The organism is Rudaeicoccus suwonensis, assembly GCF_007829035.1.
GTDB lineage: Bacteria > Actinomycetota > Actinomycetes > Actinomycetales > Dermatophilaceae > Rudaeicoccus > Rudaeicoccus suwonensis.
Genome location: NZ_VIVQ01000003.1, coordinates 165649 through 186475 on the forward strand (window position 1 = coordinate 165649; position 20827 = coordinate 186475).

General features: G+C 67.8%; 25 protein-coding genes. 10 read left to right on the forward strand and 15 right to left on the reverse strand.

All coding sequences use genetic code 11. The features are described 5' to 3' along the window. Positions 1–31: 31 nt before the first annotated feature. The 3 genes from BKA23_RS15025 to BKA23_RS15035 are packed head-to-tail and all read left to right on the forward strand — an operon-like array spanning position 32 to position 1426. On the forward strand, positions 32–379 hold the full coding sequence (locus BKA23_RS15025; protein ID WP_145229939.1) for a DivIVA domain-containing protein: 348 nt from the start codon (positions 32–34) through the stop codon (positions 377–379). A gap of 11 nt (positions 380–390) precedes the next feature. Beyond that, positions 391–837 carry an SRPBCC family protein gene (locus BKA23_RS15030; protein ID WP_170226599.1) on the forward strand — a complete coding sequence of 149 codons (447 nt, stop codon included), beginning with the start codon at positions 391–393 and terminating at the stop codon, positions 835–837. Beyond that, the gene (locus BKA23_RS15035; RefSeq protein WP_145229943.1) at positions 827–1426 is read left to right on the forward strand and encodes a DNA-3-methyladenine glycosylase I; all 600 of its coding nucleotides are present in this window, start codon (positions 827–829) and stop codon (positions 1424–1426) included. The genes BKA23_RS15030 and BKA23_RS15035 overlap by 11 nt, the downstream gene beginning before the upstream one ends. A gap of 107 nt (positions 1427–1533) precedes the next feature. Here BKA23_RS15035 and BKA23_RS15040 read toward each other — a convergent pair whose 3' ends face one another. The 4 genes from BKA23_RS15040 to BKA23_RS15055 all read right to left on the reverse strand — a co-directional run bounded on the left by BKA23_RS15040 (position 1534) and on the right by BKA23_RS15055 (position 5102). After that, on the reverse strand, positions 1534–2952 hold the full coding sequence (locus tag BKA23_RS15040; RefSeq protein ID WP_145229945.1) for an SPFH domain-containing protein: 1419 nt from the start codon (positions 2950–2952) through the stop codon (positions 1534–1536). 1 nt (position 2953) lies between these two features. Then, positions 2954–3382: an NfeD family protein gene (locus BKA23_RS15045; RefSeq protein WP_145229947.1), complete on the reverse strand. Its 429-nt coding sequence runs from the start codon at positions 3380–3382 to the stop codon at positions 2954–2956. Between the two features lie 126 nt (positions 3383–3508). Further along, a complete protein-coding gene (locus tag BKA23_RS15050) occupies positions 3509–4300 on the reverse strand; it encodes an enoyl-CoA hydratase/isomerase family protein (protein ID WP_145229949.1) in 792 nt (263 codons plus the stop codon). 16 nt (positions 4301–4316) lie between these two features. Then, complete coding sequence (locus BKA23_RS15055; protein ID WP_170226601.1) at positions 4317–5102, reverse strand: PaaX family transcriptional regulator; 786 nt, start codon at positions 5100–5102, stop codon at positions 4317–4319. 169 nt (positions 5103–5271) lie between these two features. Here BKA23_RS15055 and BKA23_RS15060 point away from each other — a divergent pair, with 169 nt between their 5' ends. Continuing rightward, on the forward strand, positions 5272–5439 hold the full coding sequence (locus BKA23_RS15060; protein ID WP_145229953.1) for a DUF3117 domain-containing protein: 168 nt from the start codon (positions 5272–5274) through the stop codon (positions 5437–5439). A gap of 110 nt (positions 5440–5549) precedes the next feature. Here BKA23_RS15060 and BKA23_RS15065 read toward each other — a convergent pair whose 3' ends face one another. Further along, complete coding sequence (locus tag BKA23_RS15065; RefSeq protein WP_145229955.1) at positions 5550–6182, reverse strand: O-methyltransferase; 633 nt, start codon at positions 6180–6182, stop codon at positions 5550–5552. Between the two features lie 163 nt (positions 6183–6345). Between BKA23_RS15065 and sigE the strand changes: the two genes are divergently transcribed. From sigE to BKA23_RS15080, 3 genes are all read left to right on the forward strand, one after another. Beyond that, positions 6346–6978 carry an RNA polymerase sigma factor SigE gene (gene sigE, locus BKA23_RS15070; protein ID WP_145229958.1) on the forward strand — a complete coding sequence of 211 codons (633 nt, stop codon included), beginning with the start codon at positions 6346–6348 and terminating at the stop codon, positions 6976–6978. Further along, positions 6975–7547: an anti-sigma factor family protein gene (locus BKA23_RS15075; protein ID WP_145229960.1), complete on the forward strand. Its 573-nt coding sequence runs from the start codon at positions 6975–6977 to the stop codon at positions 7545–7547. Before sigE ends, BKA23_RS15075 begins: the two co-directional genes overlap by 4 nt. A gap of 148 nt (positions 7548–7695) precedes the next feature. Further along, the gene (locus BKA23_RS15080; RefSeq protein WP_145229962.1) at positions 7696–8088 is read left to right on the forward strand and encodes a twin-arginine translocase TatA/TatE family subunit; all 393 of its coding nucleotides are present in this window, start codon (positions 7696–7698) and stop codon (positions 8086–8088) included. Positions 8089–8224: 136 nt separating this feature from the next. Here BKA23_RS15080 and BKA23_RS15085 read toward each other — a convergent pair whose 3' ends face one another. From BKA23_RS15085 to BKA23_RS15115, 7 genes are all read right to left on the reverse strand, one after another. Continuing rightward, on the reverse strand, positions 8225–9358 hold the full coding sequence (locus tag BKA23_RS15085) for an Mrp/NBP35 family ATP-binding protein (protein ID WP_145229964.1): 1134 nt from the start codon (positions 9356–9358) through the stop codon (positions 8225–8227). A 90-nt stretch (positions 9359–9448) separates the two neighbouring features. After that, complete coding sequence (locus BKA23_RS15090) at positions 9449–10036, reverse strand: DUF1003 domain-containing protein (RefSeq protein ID WP_145229966.1); 588 nt, start codon at positions 10034–10036, stop codon at positions 9449–9451. Then, on the reverse strand, positions 10029–11351 hold the full coding sequence (locus BKA23_RS15095) for a magnesium transporter MgtE N-terminal domain-containing protein (protein WP_145229968.1): 1323 nt from the start codon (positions 11349–11351) through the stop codon (positions 10029–10031). The genes BKA23_RS15090 and BKA23_RS15095 overlap by 8 nt, the downstream gene beginning before the upstream one ends. A 9-nt stretch (positions 11352–11360) precedes the next feature. Further along, positions 11361–11735, reverse strand: a complete 375-nt coding sequence (locus tag BKA23_RS15100; RefSeq protein WP_145229970.1) for a hypothetical protein — start codon at positions 11733–11735, stop codon at positions 11361–11363. A 161-nt stretch (positions 11736–11896) separates the two neighbouring features. After that, positions 11897–13384: an aminopeptidase P family protein gene (locus BKA23_RS15105; protein WP_145229972.1), complete on the reverse strand. Its 1488-nt coding sequence runs from the start codon at positions 13382–13384 to the stop codon at positions 11897–11899. 19 nt (positions 13385–13403) lie between these two features. Then, entirely contained in the window at positions 13404–14027 is a 624-nt protein-coding gene (locus tag BKA23_RS15110; protein ID WP_145229973.1) for a hypothetical protein, read from the reverse strand. A gap of 51 nt (positions 14028–14078) precedes the next feature. After that, positions 14079–14591, reverse strand: coding sequence for a hypothetical protein (locus tag BKA23_RS15115; RefSeq protein ID WP_145229975.1), 513 nt, complete (start codon positions 14589–14591; stop codon positions 14079–14081). A gap of 104 nt (positions 14592–14695) precedes the next feature. Here BKA23_RS15115 and BKA23_RS15120 point away from each other — a divergent pair, with 104 nt between their 5' ends. After that, positions 14696–15307 carry a trimeric intracellular cation channel family protein gene (locus BKA23_RS15120; RefSeq protein WP_145229977.1) on the forward strand — a complete coding sequence of 204 codons (612 nt, stop codon included), beginning with the start codon at positions 14696–14698 and terminating at the stop codon, positions 15305–15307. Between the two features lie 23 nt (positions 15308–15330). On the opposite strand, the gene BKA23_RS15125 is transcribed toward BKA23_RS15120, so the two are convergent. Further along, positions 15331–15639 carry a WhiB family transcriptional regulator gene (locus tag BKA23_RS15125; protein ID WP_145229979.1) on the reverse strand — a complete coding sequence of 103 codons (309 nt, stop codon included), beginning with the start codon at positions 15637–15639 and terminating at the stop codon, positions 15331–15333. 546 nt (positions 15640–16185) lie between these two features. Here BKA23_RS15125 and BKA23_RS15130 point away from each other — a divergent pair. Together BKA23_RS15130 and BKA23_RS15135 are read left to right on the forward strand one after the other, a co-directional pair. Beyond that, positions 16186–17034 (forward strand): PHP domain-containing protein, encoded by an 849-nt coding sequence (locus tag BKA23_RS15130; RefSeq protein WP_145229982.1) that lies wholly within the window; start codon positions 16186–16188, stop codon positions 17032–17034. Between the two features lie 29 nt (positions 17035–17063). Then, positions 17064–17894: a RecB family exonuclease gene (locus BKA23_RS15135; protein WP_145229984.1), complete on the forward strand. Its 831-nt coding sequence runs from the start codon at positions 17064–17066 to the stop codon at positions 17892–17894. Positions 17895–18109: 215 nt separating this feature from the next. Here BKA23_RS15135 and BKA23_RS18035 read toward each other — a convergent pair whose 3' ends face one another. Both BKA23_RS18035 and BKA23_RS15145 read right to left on the reverse strand, forming a co-directional pair. After that, positions 18110–19126: a helix-turn-helix transcriptional regulator gene (locus tag BKA23_RS18035; RefSeq protein WP_145229986.1), complete on the reverse strand. Its 1017-nt coding sequence runs from the start codon at positions 19124–19126 to the stop codon at positions 18110–18112. Positions 19127–19146: 20 nt separating this feature from the next. After that, on the reverse strand, positions 19147–20691 hold the full coding sequence (locus tag BKA23_RS15145) for a DEAD/DEAH box helicase (RefSeq protein WP_145229988.1): 1545 nt from the start codon (positions 20689–20691) through the stop codon (positions 19147–19149). Between the last annotated feature and the right edge of the window lie 136 nt (positions 20692–20827).

The window sequence follows — 20827 nt, forward strand, 5'->3', positions numbered from 1 at the left end:
TGGCCGCATCGTCGCTGGCTAGGCTGTCGCCGTGCTCGTCTTCCTGATCGCCCTGCTCCTGGTCGTGATCGGCCTCGTCGTCTTCGCCGTGCTCGGCCGCTTCGGTGCGCATCTGGAGGAACCCACTCGCACCTCGGCCTTCGAACCGCTGCCGCGCGGCGAGATCACTGCCACCGACATCGACGTGTTGCGCTTCGACCAGACGCTGCGCGGCTACCGCATGGGCCAGGTCGACGATGTGCTCGATCGGCTTCGTGCCGAGCTCGCGGCGCGTGACGAGCACATCGAGCGGCTGCTGAACGAACGCTCCGGGCGGTCGGCAGCCGACCTGCGATCAGGCGGCTTCTTCGACACCGACCCGACACCGCCGCCCAGCTGATGCTCGGGTCCGTGAAACCTCTTGTCGTCCAGGCGTATTCGACGGCTTCCGTCGATCGGCTCTGGGAAGTGGTGACCGACTGGAACCGCCACGGCAGCTACTTCCCGCTCACGACCATGCGCATCGAGCCCGGGGCCCCAGGCGTGGGGCAGGAGTTCGCCGGCACGACCGCCGTCGGTCCGGTGCGCTTCGTCGATTCGATGGTGGTCACACAGTGGCAGCCGCCGGGCCGCGACGGCTGCTTCGCCATACGTAAGACCGGGCGTCTGCTCGCCGGCACCGCAACCGTGCGTGTCCAACCCGAAGGCGACGGGTCCAGGATCACCTGGACCACCGATGCCGGCCCCCGACCGCAGTGGCTGGGCCGAATCGTCGCGCCCGTGTCACGTGTCGCCGGCCGCCTGATCTACGGCCGCGTCGTCACAGGTATGGCGAAGGCCGCTGCGCGTGACGACTGAGCCAGACGACGGGATCGTCGTCGGCGACGACGGTGTCGCACGATGCGCCTGGGCCGGAAGCACTTCGGACTACCTCGTCTACCACGACATCGAGTGGGGCGTGCCGGTGCACGGCGAGGCCGCGTTGTTCGAACGCATCACCCTCGAGGCCTTCCAGTCCGGGTTGTCCTGGCTGACGATCCTGCGCAAGCGCCCGGCGTTCCGGCTCGCGTTCGCCGGCTTCGACGCCGAGGTCGTGGCGCGCTACGGCCCGACCGACGTCGAACGGCTCATGTCGGACGCATCCATCGTGCGCAACCGTCGCAAGATCGACGCCGCCATCACCAACGCTCGTGCGGTGGTCCGGCTGCGCGAGCACGGTGGTCTCGACGGGTTGATCTGGTCGTTTCGCCCGAGCCGGCACACCCCGCCCGCAACACTCGGGGACGTCGCTGCCGTCAGCAGCGAATCGACAGCGCTGGCAAGGCAATTGAAGAAGCTCGGCTTCGCTCACGTCGGCCCGACCACCATGTATGCCGCGATGCAGGCGTGCGGTCTCGTCGATGATCATCTGACCGGTTGCGCACGCAGCGGAGCCGCCGGGGCGTGAGGCCCCGGCGGCTCCGGTGAGCTGTTGCGTCGCAGCGGGTGCCGTCAGTCAGCATCGATGCGGCCGGTCAGCAGCATCGAGAACTGGTCGAATCCGTCCTGCACCGCTCAGTGCTGCTGGTCGTCCTGCGGCGGGTACTGACCGCCCTGCGGCGGGTACTGACCGCCCTGCTGGCCCTGCTGGCCCTGCGGCTGTTCGGCCGGGGGATAGGCCTGCGCCGGCGGCGTTGCGTGCTGACCGGGTAGCTGCACACCCTGTGGGTGGCCACCGGCCGAGCCATCGTGACTCTGTCCGGCGCCGATCGCCGGGCGTTCGGCGGACCCGAGAGTCGGCTGTGCGACGGTCTCGGGCTCGGGAGCACTGGTCGACGGCGCCGCTACCGGCGGTGGCACGGTGTCGCGCACGGCTCGGTTCGAGTGCGCGGCGGTGGCGGGGTCCTCGATGGTCTGACGCGCCACGGCCTCCGCGTCGGCGACGGCCTTGGCGACGGCCGGGTCACGACTCAGCTTGAACCACTCGGCCACATCGTCGTCCTCGACCGGGATGCGCTCCTCGGCCGGCGGCATCTCGTAGCGGAAGGTTCCGTCGTCACCCTGCGCACCGAAAGACTTTGCGAATCCCTGCAGCGCAGAACCGAAGTCGCTCGGCACCACCCAGACCTTGCTCGCCTCGCCCTTGGCCATCTCGGGCAGCGTCCGCAGGTACTGGTAGGCCAGCAGTTCCGGCGTCGGCTTGCTCGAGCGGATCGCGTTGAACGTCTTCTCGATGGCCTTGGCCTCACCTTGTGCGTGGAGGTACTGCGCCGCACGGTCACCCTCGGCGCGCAGGACCTGCGACTGCCGATCCGCCTCTGCGGCGAGGATCGCCGCCTGCTTGGCACCCTCGGCCGCAAGGATCTGACTCTGCTTGTCACCCTCGGCCGACTTGATTGCCGCTTCCCGGTGACCTTCGGCTGCGAGAATCGTGGCGCGCTTCTCACGGTCGGCCTTCATCTGCTTCTCCATCGACTCCTGGATCGACGGTGGCGGGAAGATCGACTTCAACTCCACCCGCGCGACACGCAGGCCCCACCGACCGGTGGCCTCGTCGAGCACACCGCGCAGTTGCGCGTTGATCGTCTCGCGGGAGGTCAGCGTCTCCTCCAGCGTCATACCGCCGACGACGTTGCGCAGGGTCGTGGTGGTCAGCTGCTCGACACCGATGATGTAGTCGTTGATCTCGTAGACCGCGGCGCGTGGCTCGGTGACCTGGAAGTAGACGACGGTGTCGATGTTGACCGTCAGGTTGTCCTCGGTGATCACCGGCTGCGGCGGGAAGGACACGACGCGCTCACGCAGGTCGACCCGCGCTCGCACCCGGTCGACGAACGGCATCAGGAAGGTCAACTGCCCCGACACGGTCTTGGTGTAGCGGCCCAGGCGTTCGATCACGGCCGCCTCGGCCTGCGGGATCAGGGCCATGGATTTGGCGACGATGATGATCACGAAGATCACGATCACCGCCACGACGATCAGTAGTGCAGGCATCTCAGCTTCCCCTTCTCACGACGGCTGTTGCGCCGTCGATCTCATCGATCACGACCGTTTCGCCGGTGCGGAACGTGTCACTCTCATCGGCCGGCCGGGCAGACCAGACATCTCCCTGGACGCGGATCTGACCCCCGGCGTTCCCGAAGGCAGCCACCACAGTGGCCTCCTTCCCTCTCAACGCCTCGATGCCCATCGGAGTGCTCGGTGTGCGCATCAGGTGCCGTTTCAGCACCGGACGGACACCGACCACAAGGCCCACGGACACCACCGCGAACACCAGCGCTGCCAGCCAGACCGGCGCGCCGAGCCAGGCGGCAGCGGCAGCAGCCAGTGCGCCGCCACCCAGCATGAGCAGCACGAACTCGCCGCTCAGTGCTTCCCCCGCGGCGAGCAGCAGGCCCGCCGCGAGCCAGAGGATGGCCGACATGCGGTCAGTCTGTCACGCGCGGTCCGCGCACGGCGGCTGGTCGCCCCCGTGCTCCGTCGGGGCACGCCCCGCGCCGTCGGCGCGCCGTCACTTCGGCGGTCCACCGCGGCGCGGAGTTTCGTGACCTCAGTGACCGGTGAATTCAGGTGCGCGCTTGTTCAGGAAGGCGTCGACGGCCGCGTGGTGGTCGTCGGTGGACCCGGTCGCAGTCATGAGCTCGGCTTCGTGTGCCAGTGATTCGGCGAGGGTGTGGGTCGCGGAGAACTCCACCGCACGTCGCATCGCGCCATACGACAGGGTCGGTCCGTCGGCCAGCCGGGTGCCGACCTCGTGCACCCGAGCCGCGAAGTCGTCGGCGGCGACCACCTCGGTCGCCAGGCCCAGCGTCAGCGCCTCCGGCGCGCGGACCGTGCGCGGCATGAGCAGCAGTTCTTTGGCCTTGGCCATGCCGACCAGTCGTGGCAGCCAGAACGACGAACCCGAATCGCACGACAGCGCGATGCCGGCGAAGGCCAGGTTGAAGCCGGCGTCCTCGCTGCAGATGCGCAGATCACACGCGAACGCGAAGGCGGCACCCGCTCCCGCCGCGACGCCGTTCACCGCGGCGACGACCGGCTTGTTCATCGTCGACAGCGCGGTGACGATCGGGTTGTAGTGCTCGGGCACGGTCGTGAACAACGCATCTGCCCCCTGCGCCAGCAGGTCGACGTGCTCCTTGAGGTCCTGCCCGACGCAGAACGCGCGCCCGGTGCCGGTGAGCACGACGCAGCGCACCTGGTCATCGTCGGTGACCTCGTCGATGGCGGCGAGCAAGGCCTCCTTGGTCGCGACGTCGAGAGAGTTCATCGCCTCCGGCCGGTTCAGTCGGACGGTCGCCAGCGCCCCGTCACGTTCGAGCACCACGGGTCCATCGGTCATCTCGTCCTCCGTCTTGTCATCGGCGTGCGCCTGGGTCGGCAAGACATTCTGCGACGTATGCCGTTGCGCCCGGCCACAGGGCTGTCGTCGCCTCGCGGAAACGTTCGGCAGCCTCCTGCCCGGGCCAGGCGTCGGGTAGCAGACGTGCAGGCAGTCCCGGATCGGTGAACAAGAACTTGCGCCAGGCGTGCACGATGAGTGCCCGGGCCGCGTAGGCAGACTCACCGGACCGTATGGCGCAGCTTCCCGTCTGCTCGCGTAGCCACAGAAGGAAGCTGCTGTATGACGCAGCCAGCGCCTCGAGGTCCCACAATTGCGCGGCCAGCTGCGCTCCGGGCTGTTCCAGGTTTGCGTGGAACGAATGAAGCGGCACTCCTGCGGTGGCCGCGCCGAGTTCGGAGCTGGCGCGAGGCGCGACCCAGGTGCTCGGTCCGAGCCGGCCGTATCCGAGGAACTGCAGTGAGGCAGCGAGCCTGTCGCGAGCACTGCGATCGCTGACGTGACCGGTCACCACGACGTGCCACCGGCCGTCCCAGTCGTGCACGGGCCCTTGGAAGATGCGGGTCCATGCTGCACCGAGCCGGGCTCGCGCCCGTGCGGTGGCGACATATCCACGGACACCGTGGTCTTCTCGTGGCGCGAGCCACCCCTCACGGGTCATCCGGGAGATCGCTGTCCGCGTAGCGGGCGCCGCGACGTCGACTGCCCCGGTGAGCCGCACGACGGCCTGGACCGGAGCCCAGCCGTCACGCGCGAGGAGGTGATCGCCATACAGGTCGAAAATGGCGGATCTGGCGCGCATGGGCCCCAAGTCTGCCTCAGGATGACGGGTGCAGGATTTCCCCCTCGCGGTGAATCCTGAAATAATGGGCCAACGACTGGTCGCACCGCCGGGTCTCCGGCACACCAACACTGCGTGGCATTTCGGTGCGGCTGCTGATGCAGCCACGCAGGCGGAAGGGGAAGCACCCATGGCGGCGATGAAGCCGAGGACCGGGGACGGTCCGCTCGAAGTCACCAAGGAAGGCCGCAGCATTCTGCTGCGCATGCCGCTCGAAGGTGGTGGCCGCCTGGTCGTCGAGATGAACGCCGAGGAGGCCAAGGCGCTCGGCGACGCGATCAAGGGCTGCGTCGGCTGACCTGCCGCACATCCGTTCATCGAAAACGGCCCTCGCTCCCGATCAGGGATCGTGGGCCGTTTCGCTGCCCGGACCGGCCATCTGCCTCCTGCCGCACTCAGCGGCCAGACTCAGCGGCGCACCGCTGTGAGCAGTCCGTCGCCCACCGGCAACAACGTGGTCACAAGTTCCGGATCCTCGCGCAATTGTTTGCCGAGGTCCCGCAGGAGCACCGTCGTCTCGTCGCGGTCAGCCGGGTCGGCGACCCGGTCGCGCCACAGCATCTTGTTGATCGCGAGGACGCCGCCACGTCGCAGCAGCCGCCGTGCGTGCGGGATGTGGTCGGGATAGTCCTGAGCGTGGCCGTCGAGCAGCACCACGTCGTAGCCACCGTCGGCCAAGCGTGCCATCACCTGCAGCGCGTCGCCGGTGATGATGCGGGCGCGTTGCGCGGCGACACCGGCCTCGCTGAAAGCCTGACGGGCAGCGCGCTGGTGTTCAGGATTGATGTCGATCGTGGTCAGCACACCGTCGCTCGGCATACCGTCCAACAGGCAGAGCCCGGAGACTCCCGCGCCGGTGCCGACCTCGACGATCGCCCGGGCATTGGCCGCCGCCGCCAACACGCGCAGCGCCGCACCAGCACCGCTGCTGACGGCTTCGCAGTGCAGCTTGGCGGCGCGTTCGCGGGCCCGGTCGAGCACGTCAGTCTCAGTGACGAATTCTTCGGCATAGGCCCAGGTCGCCGGCCGCATCGATGACATGACAGAAAGTTAACCGGTCATCGGGGAAACGAATCGGCCCGGCCCGCCGTTGTACCGGCTGAACCGTCATCGACAGTGGATTGTGTATGCATAGCGGATCCACAGGTTCACAGGCAAGGATGTCCTAAGTAGGGACTTCCGACAACGAGATGAGTGCAACGCCATGACCGACCAGCCGCTGCGGGGAGCAGTCAAGACCGAGGTGCCAGATGTGGCCCCTCCGGGCTGGCAGCCACCCACCTGGGAAGAAATCGTCACCGAGCACTCCGCGCGCGTCTACCGCCTCTCCTACCGTCTGACCGGCAACGTCCACGACGCCGAAGACCTGACCCATGACGTCTTCGTGCGTGTGTTCCGTTCGCTGCACTCCTACCGACCGGGCACCTTCGAGGGCTGGTTGCACCGCATCACCACCAACGTCTTCCTCGACAAGATGCGCCGCAAGCAGCGCATCCGCTTCGACGCGCTCGCCGACGACGCCGCGGCCCGCCTGCCCAGCCGCGAGGGCAGCCCGGAGCAGCTGTATGCCGATGCCCACTTCGACGACGACATTCAGCGCGCGCTCGATGCTCTGGCGCCTGACTTCCGTGCAGCGGTCGTGCTCTGTGACATCGAGGGGCTCTCCTACGAAGAGATCGCCGCAACGCTCGACATCAAGCTCGGCACGGTGCGCTCGCGGATTCACCGTGGGCGCGCGCAGTTGCGCGAGGCGCTGGCCCATCGCGCTCCGGAGAACCGCTCGTCCGGCGCACGTGTCGCCACCCCGAGCCTGACGCCCGCCGTGGGGGTCCGTTGATCTTCGCCCGCACCGAGGAGCACCTCGGAGATCGCATCGCCGACTATGTCGACGGTGTGCTCGATGCCGCGGAGGAACACAAAGTCGAGGTCCACCTGACGGTCTGCCAGCACTGCCGCCATGCCGTCGAGCAGGAGCGGGCGATCATCGCCCAGTTGCGGTCGGTGCGCTTCGACGCGGGCGGCCACCAGCAGATGATGGCGAGTCTGTTGTCGCTGGCCGGCCCGGACAGCGGTGTTGGCGCTCATCCGATGGCAGGCCCGGTGGCAGGTTCGGACCGGCAGGCGCTCGCGGTCGTCACCGCCGGTGCTCCGCCGCAGTATCAGTCCGCGCGCCGCTCGATGGCCTGCGCGTTGTTTGCGGTGGCCGGATGCGTCGGGGTCGCCTTGGCGGCGACGAGCGCGACCGTCGGCACCTCTACGCCGCCACGGCACCAGCCGGCCCTGTCCAACCGGGCTTTCCACGTGCATGACCTGCCGGGCACCACCTCGACGCCGATCCGCACGGTGTCCGCCCGCGGGCCGCAGCCGGAGGATTCGGTGGCACAGATCGGCTGGCACTTTCCGTAACCACGTGCTGACACGGGGTGCCGGATCGTCGCGCTCCGGTCCGGTGGGCCGCCCGTCGTGACGCGGGTGCAAGAATCAACACTGCAGCGCCGTATGGCGCGAACGTAGTCGCGTGCCTCCCCGCGGAGCGCCCACAACGCAGAAGAGGATGGCAGTGGAGATCTTCGGCATCGGCACCTCGGATCTGTTGATCCTGATCGTGCTGGCGATGGTGCTTGTGGGTCCGGACCACTTGCCGGAGTATGTCGGCAAACTGCGAACGTTTATCCGTCAGGCTCGTGAGATGGCAGACGGGGCCAAGTCGCAGCTCAAGGACCAGATGGGTCCGGAGTTCCAGGACATCGACTGGCGCGCGTACGACCCCCGGCAGTACGACCCGCGCAAGATCGTGCGCGACGCATTGTTCGACACACCCGGTGACGCAGCGGCCCCGGATGCCGCAGCGGTTCCGCCGACACCGGCGCCCTATCTCAACCCGGCCAACGACTACCGCAGGTTCGATCCCGACCGGGCCACGCCGTTCGACCACGACGCCACCTGACGCCTGTGCAGTGCCCCGGATGGTGGGGCAGCGCACAGCGCCGGAAGAGGGGAGTCGACCCGCCTGGGCAGTGCCCCGGATGGTGGGGCAGCGCACAGCGCCGGATCGCGTGAACCCGGCTGCGCCGACAACGACGTCAGCGACCAGCCGGCGTCAGCCCGAGCGAACGACCGGCGAGTCCGCGAGCGCGTGAGGCCAAGCCACGAGCAATACCGCGCAGCGCGACGGCAGCGGGAGCGTCCGGCCGGCCGAGAACCACCGGCATACCGGCGTCTGCGCCCTCACGCAGGGTGACATCCAGCGGGATCTGACCGAGCAGCGCAACCTCGGCTCCGACCGAGCGGGTGAGCGATTCGGCGACAGCGTGACCCCCACCGCTGCCGAAGATCTCCTGGCGAGTGCCGTCGGGGAGTTCCAGCCACGACATGTTCTCGATGACACCCGCAATGCGCTGTTTGGTCTGCAGCGCGATGGCCCCGGCGCGCTCGGCGACCTCCGCGGCGGCCTGCTGCGGTGTCGTGACGACCAAGATCTCTGCGTTCGGGATCAGTTGGGCGACCGAGATGGCGATGTCGCCGGTGCCCGGCGGCAGGTCGAGCAGCAGGACATCCAGGTCGCCCCAGAAGACGTCGCCGAGGAACTGCTGTAGCGCGCGGTGCAGCATCGGCCCGCGCCACACGACAGGTTGGTTGCCGGGCACGAACATGCCGATCGAGATGACCTTCACACCGTGGCTGTCGGGCGGCAGGATCATGTCGTCCACCTGGGTGGGTCGACGCTCCACGCCGAGCATGCGTGGCACCGAGAAGCCGTAGATGTCGGCATCGACGACGCCTACGCGAAGGCCCGAATCCGCAAGAGCCGCAGCCAGATTCACGGTCACCGACGACTTGCCGACGCCGCCCTTGCCGGACGCCACGGCATACACGCGGGTCAGCGATCCCGGCTTGGCGAACGGGATCTCCTTCTCGGCCTGGCCACCCCGCAGGCGGTCACGCAGGGCGCCGCGTTGCTCGTCCGACATCACACCGAGGCGCACGTCGACGCCGGTGACACCCTCGACGGCGCTCACCGCCTCGGTGGTGTCCTGGGTGAGCTTCGACTTGAGGGGGCACCCCGCGATCGTCAGCAGCAGGGTCACGGTCACGTGGCCGGTCTCGGAGATCTCCACGGATTCGACCATGTCGAGCTCGGTGACGGGGCGCTTGATCTCGGGATCCTGAACGGTCGCCAGCGCGGCCGCGACGGCGTCCTGGGTGGGGGCAGACATGCTCTCCATCGTAGGTGGGCGTCTGGATGACCGTGCGGGCGCCCGGGGGCACCCTGCAGGCGCGTGGACGTCCACTGGCATCCGCAGGATTCAGCGGGTGGAGACCTCGGCCTCGAGGTCGGGTTCGCTCGGATCGTGGCGCAGATAACCGCGTTCTTCCATCTCGTCCAGCAGCGAACGCAACTCCGAGCGCACGAAGTCGCGCGTCGCGGTCTCGCGCATCGCCAGCCGCAGCGAGGCGACCTCACGGGTGAGAAACTCGGTGTCGGCGAGATTGCGCTCGTCGCGCGCCCGGTCGGACTCGATGGCGACGCGATCGCGGTCGTCGTGGCGGTTCTGTGCGAGCAGGATCAGCGGAGCGGCATACGACGCCTGGGTGGAGAAGAACAGGTTCAGCAGAATGAACGGGTAGGGGTCCCACTTGAGACCGTAGATGCCCAAGAGGTTGAGCGCGATCCAGATGATCACGAAGATCGTCATCCAGATCAAGAACTGCGCGGTGCCCATGTAACGCGCGAAATCCTCGGCGAACCGGCCGAAGGTGTCGGACTCCATCTGGATGCGCGGCAGCAGCCGGCGTCCCGCCTCACGCGGCTGATCGAGGCGGGAGGTGTCGCCGGGGCGGCGGGTGGTCCGCTTGGTGACAGGACGCTGTTCGTCGCGATCCTTCTCAGCCATCGGAAGCCTCCAGCTGGGTGCTGTGCTGCCGGTGCTCGGTGGCTCGGCGGACATCGTGGCGTGCTTCCCGCCAGTCGTCGGGGAGGATGTGGTCGAGGACGTCGTCGACGGTCACCGCGCCGAGCAGCCGACCCGTGTCGTCGACGATGGGCACGCTCACCAGGTTGTATGTCGCGAGCATGCGCGTCACCTCCCCGAGCGGCGCCACATCACGCAACGGCTCGATGGTCTTGTCGACAACCGCGCCGACCGCTGAATGCGGCGGTTCACGCAGCAGTCGCTGGGTGTGGACGATCCCGATGAATTTGCCCGTCGGGGTTTCCAGCGGGGGTCGGCACACGAAGACGCTCGACGCGAGCGCGGGTGCGAGCTCTTCGCGGCGAACGACGGCCAGGGCCTCCGCGATGGTCGCCTCCGGGCCCAGCACGACCGGCTCGGTCGTCATGAGACCACCGGCGGTGTTCTCGTCATACCGCAGCAGACGTCGCAGCGGCTCGGCTTCGTCGGGCTCCATCAGTTGCAGGAGTTCTTCGGCCTGGTCCGGATGCAGGTCGGCCAGCAGGTCGGCGGCATCGTCAGGTTCCATGGCCTCGAGGACGTCGGCGGCACGCTCGGTGTCGAGGCCGGCGATGATCTCGACCTGGTCGTCCTCTGGCAACTCCTCGAGCACGTCGGCGAGCTTGTTGTCGTCGAGTGCGGCCGCGACCTCGGCGCGGCGCTTGGGGTTGAGGTCGTGGATCACTTCGGCGAGGTCGGCGACGCGCAGGTCGTCATACGTCGCGAGCAGTCGTTCCGCGCTCTGCGCCTCGGGCTGCTGGTGCAGCCCCATCACGTCGCGCACGTCGACGAGCATCGTCTTGCCGTTACGCCGCCGGGTCAGTCGCGACATCGCCTTGGATGCGGGGGACACGCGGTCGACCTGGCGGACGAAAACCCGCACCATGACCCAGTCGCGGCGGGCGTTCTGCTCGATGGCGGTGTCCTCGACCAGCGCCGTGAGGATCTCGTCGCCGTCGCGGACCTGCACCTCGCGGTCGAAAAGCTCTGCAAGCACGAGGGTTTCGCCGGTGCGCTGCTCGAAGCGACGCATGTTGACCAGCCCGGTCGTGATGACCGAGGCGGCATCGATGCTGGTGACCCGGGTCATCGGCACGAACACCCTGCGTTTGCCGGGCACCTCCGTCACCAGGCCGATCGCCCGCGGCTGGCTGCCGGTGAAGGTGATCACGACATCTCGGACTCGGCCGACCCGATCGCCGAGAGGGTCGAGAACGGTGAGTCCGGCGATTCTGGCTACGAAGACGCGGGTGCTCACCCGGGTAGGTTAGCCAGTTGCCGTGGACGAAGTGGCGTCGGTCTCGATGCGCCAGCAGGTGCACTCCTGAGCCCACCGCGAAGCGACGTCGCCCGTCGGCGTGTTCTGCCGTGCGGCGAGCAATGCGGCAACGGCGGTGTCCCACTCGGGTGTGTGCGGCGCGAGCGTGATCGCGCGGGCGGGCAGCGGACCGACTGCGGCCCGGGTGTCTTTGTCGCGGAGGGTGATCTGCAGGGTGGCCGGCAGTGGCGGCACCCGTTGTTCGCCGGGCCCTGACAGGACGTATGCCGCACCCTCGGCTGCGGCATACCAGACCGGAACGGTGCGCTCCGGCAGCACCAACCAGGCGATCTTCGACTTGGCCAAGGCAGTTGCGGCATCCATCACGGCATCGACGATAGACCGCGGTCACGGCGGGCATCCGTCGATTGCTCGACGCGCCGTGCCAACCGGCGCGGGTGCTCGCGCGTCTTACCTGGTGTCGCCGCCGGTCACGGACGACGGGCCCTTCGGGGGAGCGCCGTGGCGTGACCGGCGGCGAACCATCAGTGTTGGTCGGCGTGAACCCGAGCGATCCACGCCTCGACGTCGGCGCTGCTGCTGGGCATCGACGCCGACAGCACTTCGCAGCCGTCGGCGGTGACCAGCACGTCGTCCTCGATCCGCACCCCGATGCCGCGGAACGCCTCCGGAGCCAGCTCGTCGTCGGACTTGAAGTAGAGGCCCGGCTCGACGGTCAGGATCATGCCCGGCTCGAGCTCGGCGTCCATGTACTGCTCCTTGCGGGCCAGGGCGCAGTCGTGCACATCGATGCCGAGGTGGTGGCTGGTGCCGTGGACCATCCACCGGCGGTGGAACTGGCCGGTGTCCTTGTCCAGCGTGGCCTCGACGTCGACGCCGTCGGGCAGTAGGCCCCACTCGTGCAGGTGCTCGGCGATGACCCGGATGGCTGCCGCGTGCACGTCGGAGAACTTGTTGCCCGGTTTCACGGCGGCGAAGCCGGCCTGCTGGGCGGCATACACGGCGTCGTAGACCTTGCGCTGAGCGTCGGAGAAGGTGCCGCCGGCGGGCAGTGTGCGAGTGATGTCGGCGGTGTAGAGCGAGTCGACCTCGACACCCGCGTCGAGCAGGATCAGATCCTGCTCGCGCACCTCGCCGGTGTTCTTGATCCAGTGCAGCGTGTTGGCGTGGTCCCCGGCGGCGCAGATGGAGTCGTAACCGACGCCGTTGCCCTCGTGCCGGGCGTACAGACCGAAGACGCCCTCGACCCAGCGCTCGCCGCGACCACGACGGATCGCCTCGGGCAGGTCGGCGATGACCGCCTCGAAGCCGTGCTCGGTGGCGAGGATCGCCGCGCGCATCTGCTCGATCTCCCACTCGTCCTTGGTCAGTCGCAGTTCGGACAGGAACTGTGCCAGCGCCTGGTCGAGTTCGGTGGATTCCTCGGTGGCGCTTTCGCGGGCCTGCTCGACCAGCGAGGTCACCTCTCCGTCGGCATCGCGGACGACGCGGACGGTGATGACGCCGGCATCCTTGGCGACGGCGTCCTTGAACTCATCGATGTGGCGCGCGTGCAGCCCGAGCTCGGATTCGATGTCGGCGATGGTCGCGCGGGCGCCGACCCAGAACTCGCCGTACCTTGAGTCGGCGAAGAACTCCTCGGTGTCGCGGTCAGCGAGCGGGCGGAAGAACAGCACCGCGTCGTGGCCGCCCTCGGCCTGCGGCTCGAGGACGAGGATGGCGTCGGGTTCGCGGTCGCTGCCCAGGCCGGTGAGGTGTGAGAACGCAGAGTGCGGTCGGAACACGTAGTCGCAGTCGTTGCTGCGGACCTTCAGGCCACCCGCAGGGATGACCAGGCGTTCGCCGGGGAACTGCGCGGACAGTCGCTCGCGGCGGTCGCGGGCGTATGGCGCGACCGCTGCCTCAGGCGTGGTCGCGTCGCTGCGAGGTGCCCAGCCGGAGGCGATGAAGTCGCGAAAGGCTTCGCCCAACGGCGGGTTCCGGTGCTCTGGTTTCTGCTGCTTCTCGCTCATCCAGCCATCGTCGCAGAGATCACTTCTTGGTCCAGGCCCAGGTGCCCAGGATCGAGTCCAGGGTTTGCGAGGCTTGCGCGGAATCCTTGGTGGAACTGCTCATCTGGAGCACGTAGACCACGGAGTTCCACAGCACGAAGTACTGCGACTGGGTGACTTCGACACCGTCGGCGGTGCGCTCGACGGTGAAGCCTTGCGAGGGCAGCCCGCCGATCGCACGGTCGGGCAGGTTCGTGACGGTGGCGTTCTGTTGTTTCCACGCGGTGGTGGACTGTTCGATGACATCGGCCAGCGATGGCGGGTTTTGCTTCTCGATAACCACGATGAAGCTCTCCGTGACCTGGTTCTGCGGGCTCGGTGAGCCCACCGCAAGCGCGGCCGATTTCTGTTTCAGCGGCTTCCACGTCGCGGGCGCGACCAAGGCGAAGGTGCCGTCCGTGCTCTTGATGCTGCCGGGGGCCATCGAGGTGACCGGGCTCGGAGACGCCGAAGCACTGCCCGAACCCGATGCGGAGCCGGTCGCCGAGGCGGCGGCGGAACTGGGCTCGGCAGGTCCGGCGTCGGCGCATCCGGCGACCGTGGCGCAGGCGAGCAGGGCGACAAGAGCTGTCCGGCACAGTAAAGCTGCACGACCGTTGACCATGGTCGCCAAGGGTACTTCCGCGCGGTGGGTTCAGCGGCAACGGGATGCGGGTCACCGTCGGGGTTGTACAACCTTGTCGGGATCGAAAAACGCTGTGCTGGAAGGCTTCCAGAGCAGCACGGTCGCGGCGACGCCGACGATGAGAGTCGGCACCGACACCAGCGCGAGCACCGGAGTGCCGCGGGTCAGGAAGCCGATGATGAGCAGGACGTTCATGACCGCCAGCACGGTCGCCAGGATGCGGGCCCAGCCGTGACCGGCGCGATTTGCCAGGGCCATGACCAGCCACAGCACCAATCCGATCAGCGACAAAGTCACGAAGACGGAGTACGTCAGGTCGGCGGCACGGGTCACCTGCGCGGCCGAGAGATGAGCTGATCCGGTGCGGTGCCGGTTGGCGTCCTGGATCGTGTGCCGGAGGCTGTGCCGCGAGGCTGCGGTCGTGGCGACGGTGAGGATCGAGAGAGCAGCACCGGCATACATCAGTTTGACGGCGGTGACCACGCTGGCCGGGCGGGGCGGCCGCACACCCGTCGTCGAGTCACGAAGCGTCTCACCGGTCATGGCGGTAGCTTCGCACCCGCTCACGACAGTTGCCCACCGCCGTCCGCATTCCGCTGTCTGGCGGAACTCCCGTTTGCGGGACGGCAGCCGGGTATGGTGCGGCGGTGCTGCTGACGATCCTCAACGTCGCCGGTATCGCGGTCTTCGCCGCATCCGGCGCGTTGCTGGGTGTGCGCCGCAGGCTCGACCTGTTCGGCATCTGGGTCGTCGCGGTGCTCACCGGTGTGGGCGGCGGCGTGATGCGGGACGTCTTCCTGGGCGTGAATCCCCCGACGGCCCTGCAGGATTGGCGCCTGATCGGTATGGCGAGCCTGTCCGCGATAGCCATCTTCTTCTTCCACCCACAGTTCTCGGCGCTGCGCCGCAGCGTCCTGATCCTCGACGCGCTGGGCATGGGGCTGTTCGCGTCCACCGGCGCGCTCACCGCGGTGCACCATCACACCAGTGGATTCGCGGCGGTGCTGATCGGCATCACGACGGCTGTCGGCGGGGGTGTGCTGCGTGACGTGCTCGTCAACGAGGTGCCGCTGCTGGTGCAACAGCGCGACCTGTATGCCGTGCCGGCCATGACCGGCGCCACTGTCGTGGTCCTGCTGCAGCACGGCGGCGCCGCAGACGGACTCACGCTCATCGTCGGAACCCTGCTGGCGAGTGGGCTGCGTCTGGTTGCGGTGCGGCAACGCTGGCGTCTGCCGATGGCAGCCGACCGCGACTGAGCCGGCTCAGCCCGGCGGCCGGCTCACTCGATGACGCCGGTCGGGCGGTCGCGCTTGAACAACTCCGCCCAGGTGACGACGTCAGGACGCCGGCGCAGCAGTGCGCGACGCTCGCGCTCGGTCATGCCGCCCCACACACCGTGCTCGATGCGGCTGTCGAGTGCATCCGCCAGACATTCGGCGACGACGGTGCACCTGCGGCAGATGCTCTTGGCCTTGCGCTGTTCGGGGCCGGAGCCGAAGAGATTGGCGGTGCCAAACGCTTTCCGGCATGCGGCACTGGCTACCCAGTTGTCGTTCCAGACGGGTTTATCGGAAGAAACGCAGGTCATTTCCTGGCCCTGACTTTCTGTCGCAAGCAATTGCGCAAGGAATGAGTGGGAGGTGCTTCCAGTGGACGGGGCGCACCTGGTGACAGGACGATCTCGACCCGCCGTTTCGGCGGGTGGAAGCGGTGCATTCTCCGACGGGTCACGGGCGACCGGCGGAGGCTCACCGGCGTCCACGTGGTGCGGTGGGCTGCTGGTGGGCGAACGCATCGGAGTGTCCACGGGCAACTGAATGATGTTGCCGGCCAACGATGACGGCGAACGGCCAGGCGACGAAGCGCGCGGCGTGTTCGGTGATGCGGCGGGACTACCCCTCGCCGTCACATGGCTTGAAGACCGCGTGGTCTCGCGTCCGCCATGAGTTCATCGGCTGTTTGCCCCTCATGAAATGTTGAAGATAGTGCGCATTACCGCCGTCGAGGGAACCGTGTCTCACTGAATGGACGGGTCCTCACAGCGGTTATGCAGTGAACTAATAGAGTTTCTCGGCAGTAACACTTGGATGACACATTTGAAGCGGTGTCGGTGCCCGTCGATAGGGTTGCGAGAATGCGCATCGATCTGCACACCCACTCCACCTGCAGCGACGGCACGCAGTCACCTGCCGACGTGGTGCGCTCCGCTGCTGCAGCCGGTCTGGATGTCGTCGCGCTGACCGACCACGACAGCACACGGGGGTGGAGCGACGCGTCGGATGCTGCACTCGAGACCGGCGTCTCGCTGGTGCCGGGCATCGAGGTCTCCTGCGCCACCGACGGCATCAGCGTTCATCTGTTGGGCTATCTGGTCGATCCCGGTGATGCCGCATTGTTGGCGGAGCTGGAGCACGCGAGGTCTTCGCGGCGTACCAGAGCGCAGCGGATCGTCGACAAACTCGCGCCCGACACGGGCCTGACCTGGGACATGGTGCAGCAGCAGTTCGGGCCGGAGACCACCATCGGACGGCCGCACATCGCCGACGCCCTCATCGCGCACGGCGTCGTTGCTTCGCGTGAGGAGGCGTTCGCGTCATACCTGCACAATTCCTCGAAGTATCACGTGTCGCATTACGCACCCGACCCGGTGACGGCGACGGCTCTGGTGCGTGCAGCGGGTGGTGTGCCGGTCATGGCGCACCCGTTCGCCGCCAAGCGCGGTCGCACGGTCGCGGACGACGTCATCGAACGTATGACGCAGGCGGGCCTGGCTGGTCTCGAGGTGCACCACCGCGACCACGATGCGGCGGCGGTCGACAAGGGGACGGCCCTGGCGGCAGACCTGGGTCTGCTGGTCACCGGGTCGAGTGACTACCACGGCGCCGGCAAGCCCAACCGGCTCGGCGAAAACACCACAACGCCAGAGGTGCTCGAGCAGATCATCGCCCAGGCGACGTCCGGTGTGCGGGTCACAGCTCCATGAACGAGGTCGCGCAAGGTGAACTCCCGGGTATGCCGCAGCGGCTGTTCATCGCCAGCCCGAGCAAGCTCGGGGCCTGGCTGGATTGCCCGCGGATGTACCGCATGGCCTACCTCGACCGGCCCAAGCCGGCGGCACGACCGCAACGGGCGCACACCTCGATCGGGCTGACCGTGCACAACGTCCTGCGCGATTTCTGGGATCTTCCGGCGGATCGCCGGACGCCGCAGGGGGTGCGCGAGCTGGTGCGAACTTCGTGGATCGACAGCGGTTTTCGCGATGCGGAGCAGTCGACGATGTGGCGCGGCCGGATCACCGGCGAGATCACCGACTACCTGCGCACCACCGACCGTGAGACGCAACCGCTCGGCATCGAGCGCACAGTGGCGTTGAAGTCGCCGACCCTGGCGTTGTCCGGTCGCATCGACCGCCTTGACGAGCGTGGCGACCAGTTGGCGGTCGTCGACTACAAGACGTCACGTCGGCCGTTGCATCCCGACGACGCACGCACCTCGCTGGCGTTGGCGTTCTACGCGGCAGCCGCGTCACGGATGTTTCACCGCCCGTGTCACACGGTCGAGTTGCACCACGTGCCGACCGGGGAGGTGATCCGTCACGAGCACACGGCTGAGTCCATCGCTCGCAAGCTCGCGGAGGCCGAATCCATCGCTCGTGATCTGCGCAAGGCTGCGGACGCCTACGCACAGCAGGGGGTCGAGGCGTCGCAGTTTGCGCCGAATCCGTCCGCGCTGTGCCGGTGGTGCGATTTTCGGGCGCATTGCCCGGAGGGTCAGGCGATGGGGCCGGAGAAGAGTTCCTGGGCTGCGCTGGAGTATGACGAGACCGCCGCGCCGATGGGGTGACGTGTGATGTTCAGCGTTGCGCTGCCGGTGCACCCCCATGCTGCACCGGTAGCGCAACGCTGGGTTGTCGACCCACCCCAGTCAAACAACCCTTAACAGGATGGGGCCTTGTTAAGCGCGCTGCCATAGGTCTTAGGCCCAATTTCGAGCGAGGCGGGTCTTAGGACCTTCATCTGCGACTGTCTCCATCGGCGACTGTATGGCGCGGGGTCGCGTCAGTGGCGGTTCTGCTCGGAGACGGGACCGACGACCCAGGCGATGGCGGATCGCTGGGTGACGCCGAGCTTGCGTAGCACGCTGCCCACGTGGGCTTTGACGGTCTTTTCCGAGATGTGCAGTTGCTTGGCCAACTGAGCATTGGTGAGGTTGTCGTCGGCGATGAGCCGCGCGACCTCCTCCTCCCGCGGTGTGAGCGCGAGGTGCGGGGAGATGCCCGGACTGCCGTCGGCCGGTCCCAGCCGGCCCACGAGTTGGCCGATCTCGACCTGGATGTGTTCGCAGAGCAACTGCACGTCGCGGGCCCGTTCGGCCAGCGACGCCATGGGTGAGGCCGCGGCCTCCTGGGCCAGCAGACCGATCGCCCGGCGCAGCCGTGTCAGTCGAGTGTTGACCTCGGTGATGAGGTCCATTTCGCCCAGGATCAACGAGCTGTCGAGCTCGGGATACAGGTCGTACAACCGCAGTTCGTCGTGATCGGCCACGTCGCGTGCCAGTGAGTGCATGAGTGCTCGGGCCAGCCATTCGAGGGCGCGGATGACCTGATCGTCATACGAGTCGGCAGCGAGACTCTGGATCGAGATGATGCCCGCGACGTCGTCACTCACCGGGTCGATGAGCGGGACGATTGCCGCATCCAGCGACATCTCATCGGTGTTGCCGAATGGTATGGCGTGCGTCAGTTTGGCGCCGTTGTCCTCGCGATAGGCATACGTCCGCTTGCTCATGCGCACCCAGTGCGCCACGCCGCGCTTGCTGAGCTTGCTGATGTCGGGTTGCAAGAAGACGTCGTGGTCGTAGATGTACGGGATGTAGAACAGATCCTCGTCGCGGAAGAACCCGATGTAGAAACTGTCCACCCTTGCGAGCGCGCTGATCGCGCTGCGGCAGATGGCATACCGCAGGGTGCTTTCGCCACGGTCGGTCCGACGAAACATCCGGTCCGCCAACCGCAGCCGTTCCACGAAGTCAGCCGAGAAGGCAGTGGTGCCAGCGGTTTTCAATTCGTGCGTCATGACTGAGCCGGACCGATCGATCAGTCCTGAGGTAGCGTCGGCGCTGCGGCAGCGCTCCCGCCGTCCCCGCCACGGGTGCGCCGACGCCGACGGCGCGGGCCACCGGAGCGGTCGGAACCGCGACTGCCGGCCGACTCGGCCGACTCGGCGGTGCCGGTGCGAGGACGACCGGATCCTGCGTCGCGGGATCCCCGGCCCCGTGAGCCGCCGCCACGCGAACCGGAGCGGCCGCCTCCGGACTTGGCGCCGTGACCGGACTTGCCCGTCTCGCCGAGATCTTCGACCCGCTCGGCGGCGAGGCCGGCTCGGGTGCGCTCCGACCGCGGCAGGGTTCCGGCGGCGGAGGAGGGGATGTCGAGGTCGGCGAACAGATGCTCGGAGGAGGAGTAGGTCTCCGGCGGCTCAGCGATGCCGAGATCGAGCGCCTTGTTGATCAGCGCCCAGCGCGGCATGTCGTCCCAGTCGACGAAGGTCACCGCGACGCCGGTGTTGCCGGCGCGGCCGGTGCGGCCGATGCGGTGCACGTAGGTCTTCTCGTCCTCGGGGCACTGGTAGTTGACGACGTGGGTGACGTTCTCGACGTCGATGCCGCGCGCGGCAACGTCGGTGGCGACCAGGATGTCGACCTTGCCGGTGCGGAAGGCGCGCAGTGCTTGCTCACGCGCGCCCTGACCGAGATCACCGTGGATCGCGGCTGCGGCGAAACCACGCTCGGTGAGTTCGTCAGACACCTTCGCGGCGGTGCGCTTGGTGCGGGTGAAGATGATCGTGAGGCCACGGTCCTTGGCCTGCAGGATCCGGGCGAGCATCTCGACCTTGTCCATCGCATGCGCGCGGTAGACGAACTGCTCGATCGCCTTGACGGTGTGGCCGTCGTCGCCTTCTTCGTTCATCGCCCGGATGTGCGTCGGCTGGGTCATGTAACGACGCGCCAGCGCGACGACCGCGCCCGGCATCGTCGCCGAGAACAGCATTGTCTGGCGACTGGCCGGGGTCATCGCCAGCAGCTTCTCCACGTCGGGCAGGAATCCGAGATCGAGCATCTCGTCGGCTTCGTCGAGCACGACGGAACGGACGTACGACAGGTCGAGGTGGCCCTGGTTGACCAGGTCGATGAGACGCCCGGGGGTGCCGACCACGACCTCGACGCCTGCCTTGAGCTGGGCGACCTGCGGCTCGAAGGCCCGGCCGCCGTAGATAGTGGCGACACGTATGCCGCGCCGCTTCGCGGCGGTGGTCAGGTCGCCGGCGACCTGGACGGCGAGCTCGCGCGTCGGCGCCACGGCAAGTGCCTGCGGCTTACCGGCAGCCGGCAGGTCGTCGAAGGCGGCGTCTTTAGGCGAGACGCATCGGGCCAACATGGGCACGCCGAAGCCGAGCGTCTTGCCGGTGCCTGTCTTCGCTTGTCCGATGATGTCGTGGCCGCCGAGGGCGACCGGCAGTGTCATGGCCTGGATCGGGAACGGGTGCTTGATGCCGGCGTCGGCGAGCGCGGCGACGATGTCGGCGTGGACGCCGAAATCCGCGAAAGTGGGCTCGGCGGTGGTGATTTCGCTTTCAGACATGGGTGTGTGAGGTTTCCTTCACGACTCTGCGGACCGCGCTCGTGGCTGCGGATGACCGCTCAGGTAGGGGAGCCGATCGGGTTTTTCGCGGGCGCTCTTGCGCCGAATTTCAGGTTCACTGCCGACCGGGCACCGA